Here is a 13479-nt window from a genome sequence, read left to right as displayed (position 1 = left end):
TTAAAAACCAACGGCTTTGTTATCGCCTCTCTTGTCTGCTCCACCCTCCAATTTACCATTTGGTAATATCAAAATCGCGTCTACTTCACCAATGATTTCTTTGTTTTTTTCATTGATGATGTATCCCTTTTTCTTCAAATCAATAAATAGTTTTTTATCGAAAGAATTGGGTTCAAAAGTAATCTCATCTGGCATCCACTGATGGTGAAAACGAGGTGCATTTACCGCTTCTTGCATACTCATATCAAATTCATACACATTCAATATAGCCTGTAAAACGGATGTAATTATGGTAGAACCTCCTGGCGTACCGACAACCATGAAAAGCGAATTGTCTTTTTCGACAATCGTAGGTGTCATCGAACTTAGCATTCTTTTTTCGGGAGCGATGCTGTTAGCTTCTCTTCCTGTAAGACCATATAAATTAGTGACGCCTGGTTTTGCACTGAAATCATCCATTTGATTATTCAAAAAGAAACCCAATTCATCACAATATATTTTAGAACCATAGTTGTCGTTTAAAGTTGTTGTGGCCGATACAGCGTTTCCAGCAGCATCTACAATCGAATAATGAGTAGTTTGGTTGCTTTCATATCCTTTGATTGTTCCATGCGCAATATCCGAAGATTTTGAAGCTTGATCAAATGAAAAATCCTTCATTCTTTTTTCCAAGTAAGACGGACTTACTAATTCTTCAATAGGAAGTTTTACAAAATCAGGATCACCCAAATAGTAATTCCTGTCTGCATAGGCTCTTCGTTCCGATTCTGTAAGTACTTGAATCGTTTTTACGCTGTTGTGTCCCATTTGTGAAAGGTTGAAAGGCTCAATCATTTTCATTATTTGATTCAGACAAATTCCACCGCTGCTTGGCGGAGACATCGAAGTGATTTTTAAATTTTTATACTGAAAAGTAATTGGAGTTCGCCATTTGGCCGCATACGTAGAAAAATCTTCCATTGTGGCATTTCCTCCTTTTTTTGATAAGAACGCAACTAATTTTTGAGCAGTTTCGCCTCTGTAAAATTCATTACGACCGTTTTTGGCAATTCGTTTTAAAGTGGCTGCCAGCGCACGATATTTTATGGTATCATTTTCTTTATAGACTTTTGAAAATAAACTATTAGTTCCATTTCTTTTTATAAAAGAGGCTCTATTGTAAGCCAAACTTTCTGCTTGAAATTTAGTGACAATAACACCTTTTTCAGCGAGTGCAATGACGGGTTCCAGAATTTCGCTCATTGGTAAAGAGCCATATTTTTTGTGTACTTCAAATATTCCAGCTATTGTTCCCGGAATTCCAGAAGCGAGCGCTGTTGCAGTACTTTTTCCTTCTATTACATTTCCTTTTTTGTCTAGAAACATATCTTTAGACGCTGCCAAGGGTGCTTTTTCTCTGTAATCAATTGCTCCAGTTTCGCCATTGGCTTTTCTAAAAACCATAAAACCACCACCGCCAATATTCCCTGCTTGTGGATGAGAAACTGCCAAAGCGAGTTCGGTAGCCACCATAGCGTCAAAAGCATTACCTCCTTTCCTGAGGATAGCTACGCCAATTTGTGAAGCTTCTTCTCGTGCGGAAACAACCATCGCTTTTGAGGTTACTAATCCAGTAGGTTCTACCGTTTTTTCATTCGATTTACAACTTAAAACAGCAAAGGCGAGTAGGAAAATTATTTTTTTCATAAAGTGGTTATTTTAATATTTGAATGCACTATTAATTCTTCGAAAAATTCGCTGAAATGATCTTCGAATTCTGTATAGTATTCTGAAAGTTCGTTGCTTGCAAACCGCATGTTTGATTTATTTTTTGTTCGAATATCCATTTGTGTTAAAATGTGGTCAATTCCACTGATTGTTCGGTAACTAACTAACCAATTTTCCTTAAATAGAATAGGCATTATTTTTATGGTTCTTTCCGAAAGTACGTTGCTGTTTTCCCGTAAAGATTGATAAAAACGTTCAACGAAATCCTCCAGTTTTTCATCGGAATAACAACTCCAATTTTTAGCCAAAAAATGATCATAAAAAACATCCACAATTACACCTGCATAATGATGGTATTTCTCATGTAATTTTTTGGTGCTTTTTCTGAAAATGGGATGTGCATCGGTAAAAGTGTCAATGGCACGATGCAGAATAATTCCTTTTTGAATTTCTAAAGGATAACTTTCAAAATGTTTCCCCCGAATTCCGTCGGCCATGAAATTGCCAATTTTGATTAAATCATTATCACCGGAAAGATAGATGTGTGCTAGAAAATTCATTCGCCTAATTTAGGAATTTAAATGATGAATTTTGAATTCTAAATGACTTTTATAAACCGTCAATTATTATATTTGTGAGCAATTTAAAATTTATAATTCAAAATTTAAAATAATAATCAATGACTTTAATAAAATCAATATCGGGAATTCGTGGAACAATAGGAGGTAAAGTTGGTGATAATCTGACTCCACTTGATGCAGTAAAATTTGCTTCGGCTTACGGAACTTGGTTGAAAGATTACATTGGAAAAGAAAAACTAACCGTTGTTGTAGGTCGTGACGCTCGTATTTCTGGGCCCATGATTCATAATTTGGTGGTGAATACTTTAATTGGTTTGGGGATTGATGTGATTGATTTGGGATTGTCAACAACGCCAACGGTTGAAGTTGCGGTTCCTTTAGAGAAAGCTGATGGTGGAATAATTCTTACGGCTTCGCACAATCCAAAACAATGGAATGCGTTGAAATTATTGAATGAGAAAGGAGAGTTTTTAAATGGTGCCGAAGGTGAAAGAATCCTTGACATTGCGGAAGCGGAAGCTTTTGATTTCTCTCATGTAGATGATTTAGGGGAAATAATGGTTAATGATGCTTACATGGATATTCATATTGATGAAGTTTTGAATTTACCTCTGGTAGATGTTGATGCTGTAAAAGCAGCTAAATTTAAAGTGGTTGTGGATGGTGTAAACTCTTCGGGAGGAATTATTATTCCAAGGTTGCTGGAATTAATGGGCGTTGAAGTAGTTGAATTATACTGCGAACCAAACGGACATTTTCCACATAATCCAGAACCGTTAAAAGAACATTTAACTGATATTTCCGAATTAGTTGTTAAAGAAAAGGCCGACTTAGGGATTGTGGTAGATCCTGATGTAGATCGCTTGGCTTTCATTTGTGAAGACGGTGAAATGTTTGGTGAGGAATATACTTTGGTGGCTTGCGCCGATTATGTATTGAGTAAAACTCCTGGAAATACAGTGTCTAATATGTCGTCTTCTCGTGCTTTGCGCGATGTCACAAATGCACATAACGGAAGCTACGAAGCAAGTGCCGTAGGTGAGGTGAATGTAGTGGAATTGATGAAAAAGAATAACGCAGTAATAGGTGGTGAAGGAAATGGTGGAATTATTTATCCGGAATTGCATTACGGTCGTGATAGTTTGGTAGGAGTGGCATTGTTTTTAACGCACTTAGCTAACAAAAAAATGACAGTTTCTGCTTTGCGTGCTTCGTATCCAGAATATTATATGAGTAAAAACAAAATCGAATTGACACCTCAAATCGATGTGGATGCCATTCTTGTTGCGATGACCGAGAAATACAAAAATGAAGATATTACCACAATTGATGGTGTGAAAATTGACTTTGCCGAAAACTGGGTTCATTTAAGAAAATCGAATACGGAACCTATTATTCGTATTTACACTGAAGCTTCTTCACAAGAAAAAGCTGATTCACTAGCAGAGAGAATCATTGACGAAATAAAGGCAATTGCTGGAATTTAATACCATTTTTTGTATATGCTAAAACCCTTTCAATACTAGGTTTGAAAGGGTTTTGTATTTAAATGAAAACAATCATTAAAAATTTACTCTGAAGCTTAGATTGGGCGTTAAACCCAATGATTTATTGTCCACCTGTATGGCATCTTTGGAATTATTGGGATTTACTTTGTAATATCTATTGATCACATTATTCTGATTCGTAGCATTTATAACTCCGGCTGTAAACGAAGCTTTTACTACAGATGACAAATTGAAGTTATAATTTAACGAAGCGTCTAATCGCATAAAATTATCTAAGTTTGTACTGTTTGGCGAGCCATAATTTACCATGGTGTTATTTCCGCTTTGAGTGGTTTCATTATCTTGAATTGGAGTAGTAAAAGGGATGCCATTTCTCCAAATGCCACCAACGGCTATTTTGAGATTTTTTATAATGAGATAGTAAAAACCAAACGATGCTGAATGTCTTATGTCTGCATTGTTAGGGAAAGTGACCGGTGTAAAAGTATCAAATTCATAATTATTAGTGCTAAAAGTATAACTAGCCCAAATGCTATATTGACGCGCTGTTTTATTGGCCAAAAATTCGATGCCTTTTGCAGTATAACTTCCGTGGGCATTTTTATATTGAAAACTATTATAAAATCCTTGGTTAGAAGCTGTAATTCCATCTACAATTTTATAGAAAGTGGTGGCCTCTATATTAAGTTTTTTGGTATTAAATTCAACACCAAAAGAACCTTGTTTGCTTCTTGCAATTGGAATGTCTGTGTTATTAACTACAATCCAGCGTCTTTTTTCGACACCTAAAAAATCATCTTCAAAGTCTACTATTTGAGTCGTAGATTGATTCTTGAACTCTCCCTCCAATTTTAAAGCAATTTGATCTGATACTTGTTGTCGAATGTTTATTCTTGGCTCAACTAAAAACTTTTCAAATTTTTGAAAATAATTCAACCGCATACCCATTCGCAAATACGTTTTGTTTTTACTGTATTCCACTTCTGAAAATAAGGCATGATTCAATAAAACCTCCTTTTTAGTGCTGGAATAGATGGGATTGCTCACCGTGGTTTGATTGAGCATTCCTGTTTCATTAAATTGGTACCCCAACAAGAAATTTAGATGATCATTTGATTTATAATTAGCATTAATCTTAATTCCAGTTTCTTGAACTTCATTGGCTTCTGTTAAGCGCTGATCTGTTTCCACTCGGTAATCTGTAGCGTCAATGTTGTATTTAGAGAAATAAGTAATGAAGTTTGTACTCAATTTTGAAGTCCATTGCGCTTTCCAATTGCCTCCGTAACCATTGTTTTTTTGAGATAAATTACTGGTTTTAGATTCGGTTTTATTTGCATTTGTAATGAAACGTTCCGAATATTCCAAAGCGTTGTTGATACCAATAATATTGGCTCTAAATTGATGTTTTTCGCTTAAATCGAAAAGCACTTTAGCGGTATAATCATAGAAATAAAAATCCGAAGCTGTGTCACGTTGTTCGCTATCCGCATTGATCTCAGTATCCTGAAAACTACGATCAAAATATTTAGTATAGGTAGGGGTTGAAAACAAATCAGTGATGGAACGACGTCCTGAAACATGAAGTTCAACTTTTTTCGTTATTGGTATTTCGAGAAAAGCATCAGTGCTGATGGAATTAATTCCCGCGCCACCAGAAAAGGTATTAGTAACTAAATCTTTTGTATACATGTTGATGGTACTGGAAACACCATCACTGTATTGCGCACTAGTTCCGTTCTTGCTAACGATAACTTTGTTAGTTAGATTGGGATTATAAGCGGATATTAGCCCAAAAAAATGACCTGAATGATACATTTTTATATTATCCCATAGGACTAAATTTTGATCGTTGGTTCCTCCGCGAACATTTATATTAGCAATACTTTCATTCGTGCTTTCTATACCAGGAAGCGCTTGTATAGATTGCAAAATATCAGGATCTATTAAACCGGGTAGAATAGCAAATTTTTTAGTGTTTAATACCGTGCTTCCATCCAAGTATTTCTGTAATCCTGGTGTTAAATAAACGGGTATTAAAACCTGATTCAACTCTTCGTTTCTTGTAGTAAGAACTATCTCTTTGCAGTTATTTTGCGCAGAAAATAATTCTTGCGCAGTAAAATTTCTGGATTCAAATCCTATATACGAAATAGTTAGAGTGGCGGTTATTGAAATATTCTTTATATTGAATTTTCCATTTTCAGTAGTGATAGTGCTTCTTTGTATGTTGTTTACCAATACCGAAGCCCCAATTAACGGTGATTTATTTGCATCAGCTAATACTATTCCGCAAACAGATACTGTTTTGTTAAGTACAGAAACAGTAACATAACGATCGTCTAAGGCTTTAAAATTTAAAAGCGTTTTAGAGTTAAGATAATCAATAGTTTCTAGTAAGGTCAATGAAGGTTTTGGTTTGTCAATTGTAATGTTGGCCACATCTTCAACAGCGTACGAAAACTTGATGTTGAATTGCTTTTCCAGGGCAATTATTACCTCGCTCAAAGGAGTTTTTTTACTTGTACCTTGTCCATGACAAATACAGCTCATGCAGAGCAGCAAAAAAACAAGCCATTTACTGCGCACCATAATTATAAAATATAATGGTTTTGCCTTCAATTTTATAGCTTAATTTAAGCGGAATTGTAACTGCTTGCAGCGCAATTTCTTTATCAGTATGAGTAAAACTTCCTGTAAATAGTTTTGAAGTATCAACACCTTTTACTTTAATTTTTAAATCATATTGCCGCTCTAATTCTGCAATAACCTGATCTAATGGAATTTTATTAAAACTAGATTCTTGTTGAATCCACGAAGGATTTTGGGCATTAAAATCTTCAACATTTTCGATTTTTCCATTAATAACTCGAAAGGTCTTTCCGGGAGGTAATTTAGTCGTATTATTATTGTGTGTAACGCTCACTAAACCTTCATAGCAGCGCACTTCAAAATAGTTTTTGCGTTCCTTTACATTAAATTGTGTTCCTAATACGGTAACGATTCCATCCGTTGTTTTTACGCTGAATGTTTGCCCTTTCTTCACTTTAAAAAAAGCTTCACCCGCTAAGGTTAAAGTTCTGTTGTTAGCCCACTTTTTTTCGTTAAAACTGATTTTTGATGCTGCATTTAAAACTACTTCAGAATTGTCTGGAAGTGTAAAGATTTTTCTTTGTGCTATTTGGGTTTCAAAAGAGGTGTTGTTATTATAAAAGAAGAGATAACCAGAAGTTAGTGCTAGTACTAAAACTGCCGCAACTCTGTAAAATGTTTTGAAGTTTATAGTTCTTACTTTTGGTTTATTTTTAGAATGGTTTCTAGCTTTTAATGTTTCCAATGCTGCTTGCGCATCTACTTTTGGAGCTTCTAATTGTGACGCGTAGTGAGCAATCTTTTCAAGTGTCTGTAAATCTTCAGATTGTTTTAAATCCTTCATTTCTTTCTTTGAAAGGTCATCGTTCAACCATTTTAATATCTCTTTTTCCTTTTTCATGTTATATCTCTGTGTTTATAAGACAACTAACTTTAAAATTACCCTACAGCTAAATGATTAATTATATATTTTCTATTTGGGCTTTTAAAATTTGTAGAGCAGCGGACATTCTTTTTTCTACAGTTTTTTGCGAAATACCTAGTAAATCAGCTATTTCTCTGTACTTTTTACCGTCTATTCGATTCAATAAAAAAACTTCCCGTTGCGTTTCGCTTAAAGATCCAATTGCTCTAGTTAGCTTTTGTCTGAATTCTTCTTCCTCTAATAGATATTCGGGACTTTGATTATTGGTGTCTAAATTAGGGGCATCTTTAGCATACTGAAGAACAACTTTTTGATGTTTTATCGTATTTAGAAATAAATTAGTAATACTCGTAAACAAATAGGTTTTGGCTTTGTTAAAGTCAATTTTGGAACAATTTTCCCAAATTTTAGTAAATGCATCCTGTACTAAATCTAATGCAGCCTCACCATCACCACATTTGTAGTAAGCAAAATTACTTGCGGATTGAACCTGCTTTAAATAAAAGTCTTTAAAGTGATTTTCGTCGCAAAGAGTGGTTTTATTGTCGCTCATGTAGTGTAATTTCATTATTTGGTAGGCTGTAAATGTAAAATAATTTTTTAAAAAGTAATTCGGATTACTGGAATTGCTTTTTTATGAATTGCTATTTAAAATTTAAATCACTGAATAGATGTGTTTTATGTTATATTTTTACAATTTATTTATTTTTATAATTTTTTTTGTAGGGTAAAAGTAAAGGTAGTTGTCTTACTTACAGAAAGGCGTTATAAAAGATCGCTTGTAAATATAAAAATACCTTAAATTTGAAAATTATGAAAAAGTTAAAAACAGTTACCGGAATTGCATTAATGGCGATCTTAAGTTTTACTTCATGTCAAAATGAAATAGATGACGTGCAAGGAGAAAATCCCAATACAAATTCAGCAAATTCAACGACAACAAGTAATTTAAAACGTACGTCGATGTACGATGGTTCCTTTGATGATTTCTTAGATGGAGCTTCTTGCTCTTCTATTTTGTTGCCCTTTTCTGCCAAAGTAAATGGTGTTCAAGTTTCGATTTTTAGTCAATTAGATTACCAACAAGTGCTTTCCATTTTTGGACAGTCGAATACTGATCAAGATGCGGTTGTATTGCAATTTCCGTTTAAAGTAAAATTGAGTAATTATACAGAAGCAAACGTTACCAATCAAACCGAGTATAATGCTATTGTAAACGCATGTTCATCGGCAGAAGCTTCTAGTCAAGGTGCCATTTCTTCGGTAAATATTAGCTTTCCGATTACAATTTTAACCTATAATCTTAGCCTGCAACAAACAGGAAGTATTGTAGTAACATCCGAACAGCAATTATATACGTATATGTCTAATGTAAGTAGTTCAGAACTGTATTCCGTTAACTACCCCATTTCAGCAACAATTGCAGATGGAACCAAAATGACGATTTCTAGTGATGCTGAATTACAAGCAGCGATTAATGCGTCGCTAAAAACGGAAGCAACAATGGCTGAAGCAACTCAAAATTCAAAAAAATTGGAAACAATTTTAGTAAATGGAAAATTCAAAGTTGATTCGTTTGTAAGTGCTGGTGTAAATTCCGCAAGTAATTATAAAGATTTTACAATAGATTTTGCAAATAATTTATCAGTTACTGCAGTAAACCTATTAAGCACGACGGTTAACGGTACGTATGCTGTGAGTTCAGAATTAAGTGTTTTTCTAAAACTGAATTTTTCGGGTAATGCTACATTTACATTATTAAATAATACATGGAAAGTAACGAGTTTTACGGCGACAACAATCACCTTGCAAAGTACAACTAATGCAGCTGTAACATTAGTATTGAAACAAATATAGCTCGATTTAGCTGGGTAGTTTATAAAGAACAGCTACCTAATATTCCGTAGCTGTTCTTATAAATAACCTTAAAATTAAAACAATAATGAAAAAATTAATTTCGCTACTTGCAATTGGTCTGTTCCTTTCCGTAGCATCTTGTTCAAAAGAAGAGGATACGTTAGATAACGCAATTGTAATAAATCCCAATACAAATAAACAGCAAACAGGAAGCTCGGCAAACGATTTATTGTCGGATAAAAAGTTTAAAAGTATGGTTGTTGAAGTGGTGTATGTAAACGGTTTTGAACCTAGTCCCGAAGCAATTACCAATTTTGTTGCCTTTCTTACCGCAAGAACATATAAGCCAGGCGGAATTAATGTTGTTAAGCGGTCTATACCATCACCGGCGAATTCGCCCTATACTAATGAGGAGATTGTAAGTATTGAGGATGCGAATAGAACAAAATATAACAATGCGGATGAAATTGCAGTTTGGGCATTTTTTGCAGATGGAAAATCAGATAAAGACACGGACACATCCGTGATTCTTGGAACGGCTTACCGAAATACTTCTTTTGTCATTTTCGAACAAACCATTCAAGGTTTAAGTAATAGTCCTTTCGAGCCCAACAGAAGTTTATTAGAAACAACAGTAATAACGCATGAGTTTGGTCACATATTAGGATTGACAAATCTAGGTACGGCTTTGCAAAGCAATCATGAGGATGCGGCCCATCCCAAACATTGTATCGAAAAAAACTGTTTAATGTATTGGTCTTCGGAATTAGGGGGAGGTATTGGAAGTATGGTCTCGTCAGGTTCAGCACCGCAACTCGATAGTAAATGTATTGCAGATCTTCGAGCAAATGGGGGAAAATAAAAGAGCATTAGAATCAATAATTAGTACAGAATTAAAATGCTTAAGAAATTATCTTAAGCATTTTTATTTTTATGCCCACAACTATACTGCTACTATGAAAATAATACCCGCGGTGAATTTCAGTGTAAGCAATTAGTGTAGATCGTTATTTTTGTTTAAAAAATTAGTAATTAATCAATTTGAAAAAGACTATTTACTAAAAATCAATATCTTTGAACTCAAATTAAACGCAAATGATTACCAAAGAAGCGCCAACACAATTAGAGCACTATTTTCAACAGTATCGCGACAACATAATCGGAATAAACCAAAAGTTTGAATCTCCTTATGGACAGAAACAAATTGTTTATACAGATTGGACTGCCAGCGGTCGGTTGTATCGTCCGATTGAAGAAAAATTAATGAATCAATTTGGTCCTTTTGTAGCCAATACCCATACTGAAACCACCGTTTCTGGAACTGCCATGACCAAAGCGTATCACCAAGCGCGTCATATTATCAAACACCACGTGAATGCCAGTGCAGACGATGTTTTAATTACTGATGGAACGGGAATGACAGGCGTGGTCAATAAATTTCAACGTATATTAGGGTTGAAAGTACCCGAAAGCTTAAAAAATTTTATCACTATACCTGCCGATAAAAAACCGATTGTTTTTATTTCACACATGGAACACCATTCCAATCAAACGTCTTGGCTCGAAACTATTGCTGATGTGGAGGTTATTCCTTCAACAGAAGATGGATTATTCAGCATAGAAAATTTAGAACTTTTATTAGAGAAATATAAAGAGCGGCCTTTTAAAATAGCGTCAATCACTTCTTGCTCAAATGTTACGGGAATCAGAACTCCGTATCATGAAGTAGCAAAAATAATGCATCAAAACAACGGAATTTGTTTCGTAGACTTTGCTTGTTCAGGTCCTTATGTAAAAATTGATATGCATCCTGAAGATGCGGAAAGTTATTTGGATGCCATTTTCTTTTCACCGCATAAATTCCTTGGCGGACCAGGAACTTGTGGTGTTTTGGTTTTTAATAAAAAATTATATCAAAATTTAGTTCCTGATAATCCGGGAGGAGGAACGGTAAGTTGGACGAATCCCTGGGGAGAACATAAATACATTGATAATATTGAAGATAGGGAAGATGGCGGTACTCCGGGTTTTCTTCAGGTAATAAAAACCGCATTGGCTATTCAGCTGAAAGAGCAAATGGGAATTGATAATATCTTGAAAAGAGAGCACGAAATAGTAGATTATATTTTTGCAGCATTAGGAAATGTTTCCAATATTAAAATCCTTGCTGGACAGCATCAGGATCGATTAGGAGTACTTTCTTTCTTTATTGAAGATTTACATTTTAACTTGGGTGTGAAACTATTGAATGATAAATTTGGGATTCAAACACGTGGTGGTTGCAGTTGTGCGGGAACCTACGGACACTTTTTATTGCATGTAGATCAGGAAACATCCCATAAATTAATTGACGAAATTACACTAGGAGATTTAATCAGAAAACCGGGTTGGATCAGAATGTCTATTCATCCAACAACTACAAATGCCGAAATTGAATTTGTATGTAACGGAATAAAAGCTTTGGCTGAAAATCATAAAACTTGGGCATTGGATTATAAATATAATTCAGGAACTAATGAGTTTCTACATAAAAACGCACAGCCTTTAGAAGAGGAATTGGTAAAAAATTGGTTTTCTTTATAAGAGTTGAGGTTTTAAAAGAAATAGAAAAATCACATATTATAAACAATAGCGTTTATAATATGTGATTTTTTTTACTGAACACTGTTTCTGATTATTGAACCCTATCTTTTGTGTTTCCATCTTTTATGCGTCCAGAAATAATATTCAGGAGATTCCATAATTTGTTTTTCTACTTCTCGTAAAAAGGTATTGGTAATTTCAAAATCAGGAATTGATCTGGGATTATCTGTAATGGGTACAAAAGTAGCTTCATAAAAACCTCTTTTTACTTTTTTTACTTTTACAAAAAGAACATTCAAATCATATTTTTTGGCTAGCATTTCGGCACCGGTATGAACAGGAACTTCAACGCCCATGAATTTATCCCAATGAAAAGCTCTATTTAATTTTGGAGATTGATCACTGGCAAGGCCATACATGCTAAGAATCTCGTTTTTTTGGTTTTCTGCCATCAATGGAATCGCTTTTTTAGTTTCCACTAGTTCAGCATTGTATTTGGATCGGATGTCTCGTATTAGTTTATCAAAGTATTTATTGGCAATTTTTTTATAAACACCTATCCCTTTAAATTTTGTTTTCTGGTTAATAGACAATAACCACTCCCAACTCGCGTAATGAGAGGCTAATAAAACAGTGCTCTTGCCTTTGTTTTCATACTCTTTTACCAATTCGATATTGGTAACAACAAATCTTTTATTCATTTCATCCGCTGAAATTGTCATCGTTTTTATCATTTCTAAAAACATATCGCACAAATGGTGGTATGATTTTTTTTCGATTACAAGACGCTCTTCAGCACTAAGATGAGGTAATGCCAATGCCAAATTATATTTAACCGTTTTTTTGCGATAACCAATGATGTAATAAACTATTAAATAGATGAAGTCCGAAAACCAATAGAAGACCCTGAATGGAAGAATAGAAATAATCCATAAAAACGGAAAGGTTAAGATAAAAACAAGAAATTGCATGCCGTTATTTTTCTTGCAAATATAAGTCAAAAATGTAGACTGATATAAATTTTGACAGCTTACTGTGTCCGTATTTTAGAATGACTATCTTTACAATTCACAATAAATATACTTTATGACTACCGTTTTAATAGCAATAATTGTAGTAAATGTTTTAATTAGTTACAAAGGGTTTAATGACCTTTCTTTTTTTAGAAAATATGAGTTCCATGTTGGAAGTATTCGTTCCGGAGAACAAATCAGGATGTTATCTTCTGGTTTTCTTCATGCTGACATGACGCATTTGATTTTTAATATGTTGACGCTTTGGTTTTTCGCTCCAGTAGTTATTAGTTATTTAGGGAGCTTTTCATTTGTTTTAGTTTATTTTGGTAGTTTAATTTTTGGTAGTTTACTAACGATGGTTTTTCATAAAAACGATTATGGTTATAGAGCTGTAGGTGCATCTGGAGCGGTTACTGGAGTTTTGTATTCGGCAATATTGTTACAACCAGATATGATGTTAGGAATCTTTTTTATCATTCCAATGCCCGCTTATATTTTTGGAATATTATATTTGTTGTACTCTATTTATGGGATGAAGGCTAAAAATGATAACATTGGACACACAGCCCATTTTGGAGGAGCTATGGGAGGTTATTTGATTACACTAGTAAAAGAGCCAACATTATTAGTAGATCACACGTTGATGGTAGTATTATTGGCCATCCCGATACTTATTCTTTTTGTAATGGAGAAAATGGGAAAGCTATAGT

Annotated in this window: 11 protein-coding genes; 5 read left to right on the top strand and 6 right to left on the bottom strand. The window is 34.2% G+C overall.

Features of this window, described 5'->3' with window-relative positions; genetic code table 11:
• Positions 1–1686: a gamma-glutamyltransferase gene (gene ggt, locus BLS90_RS11845; protein ID WP_091257965.1), complete on the bottom strand. Its 1686-nt coding sequence runs from the start codon at positions 1684–1686 to the stop codon at positions 1–3.
• On the bottom strand, positions 1683–2267 hold the full coding sequence (locus tag BLS90_RS11840) for an acyl carrier protein phosphodiesterase (RefSeq protein ID WP_091257963.1): 585 nt from the start codon (positions 2265–2267) through the stop codon (positions 1683–1685). Before BLS90_RS11840 ends, ggt begins: the two co-directional genes overlap by 4 nt.
• A gap of 119 nt (positions 2268–2386) precedes the next feature.
• Here BLS90_RS11840 and glmM point away from each other — a divergent pair, with 119 nt between their 5' ends.
• On the top strand, positions 2387–3775 hold the full coding sequence (gene glmM, locus BLS90_RS11835) for a phosphoglucosamine mutase (RefSeq protein ID WP_091257962.1): 1389 nt from the start codon (positions 2387–2389) through the stop codon (positions 3773–3775).
• 75 nt (positions 3776–3850) lie between these two features.
• Here glmM and BLS90_RS11830 read toward each other — a convergent pair whose 3' ends face one another.
• The 3 genes from BLS90_RS11830 to BLS90_RS11820 form a co-directional block, all read right to left on the bottom strand.
• Positions 3851–6304 carry a TonB-dependent receptor plug domain-containing protein gene (locus BLS90_RS11830; RefSeq protein ID WP_317039413.1) on the bottom strand — a complete coding sequence of 818 codons (2454 nt, stop codon included), beginning with the start codon at positions 6302–6304 and terminating at the stop codon, positions 3851–3853.
• A gap of 70 nt (positions 6305–6374) precedes the next feature.
• Positions 6375–7289 (bottom strand): FecR family protein, encoded by a 915-nt coding sequence (locus BLS90_RS11825; RefSeq protein WP_091257958.1) that lies wholly within the window; start codon positions 7287–7289, stop codon positions 6375–6377.
• 61 nt (positions 7290–7350) lie between these two features.
• Positions 7351–7866 carry an RNA polymerase sigma factor gene (locus tag BLS90_RS11820; protein ID WP_091257956.1) on the bottom strand — a complete coding sequence of 172 codons (516 nt, stop codon included), beginning with the start codon at positions 7864–7866 and terminating at the stop codon, positions 7351–7353.
• A 260-nt stretch (positions 7867–8126) separates the two neighbouring features.
• Here BLS90_RS11820 and BLS90_RS11815 point away from each other — a divergent pair, with 260 nt between their 5' ends.
• The 3 genes from BLS90_RS11815 (at position 8127) to BLS90_RS11805 (ending at position 11753) form a co-directional block, all read left to right on the top strand.
• Positions 8127–9170 (top strand): hypothetical protein, encoded by a 1044-nt coding sequence (locus BLS90_RS11815; RefSeq protein WP_091257955.1) that lies wholly within the window; start codon positions 8127–8129, stop codon positions 9168–9170.
• Positions 9171–9255: 85 nt separating this feature from the next.
• Complete coding sequence (locus BLS90_RS11810) at positions 9256–10032, top strand: membrane metalloprotease (RefSeq protein ID WP_091257953.1); 777 nt, start codon at positions 9256–9258, stop codon at positions 10030–10032.
• Between the two features lie 233 nt (positions 10033–10265).
• Positions 10266–11753: an aminotransferase class V-fold PLP-dependent enzyme gene (locus tag BLS90_RS11805; protein WP_091257948.1), complete on the top strand. Its 1488-nt coding sequence runs from the start codon at positions 10266–10268 to the stop codon at positions 11751–11753.
• A gap of 101 nt (positions 11754–11854) precedes the next feature.
• Here BLS90_RS11805 and BLS90_RS11800 read toward each other — a convergent pair whose 3' ends face one another.
• Positions 11855–12724, bottom strand: coding sequence for a lysophospholipid acyltransferase family protein (locus tag BLS90_RS11800; protein WP_091257947.1), 870 nt, complete (start codon positions 12722–12724; stop codon positions 11855–11857).
• Positions 12725–12839: 115 nt separating this feature from the next.
• Here BLS90_RS11800 and BLS90_RS11795 point away from each other — a divergent pair, with 115 nt between their 5' ends.
• Positions 12840–13478, top strand: a complete 639-nt coding sequence (locus BLS90_RS11795) for a rhomboid family intramembrane serine protease (protein ID WP_091257945.1) — start codon at positions 12840–12842, stop codon at positions 13476–13478.
• Position 13479: the final 1 nt, after the last annotated feature.

This window comes from Flavobacterium omnivorum (genome assembly GCF_900099915.1).
Classification (GTDB): Bacteria; Bacteroidota; Bacteroidia; order Flavobacteriales; family Flavobacteriaceae; genus Flavobacterium; species Flavobacterium omnivorum.
This window is presented reverse-complemented; position numbering and strand designations above follow the sequence as displayed.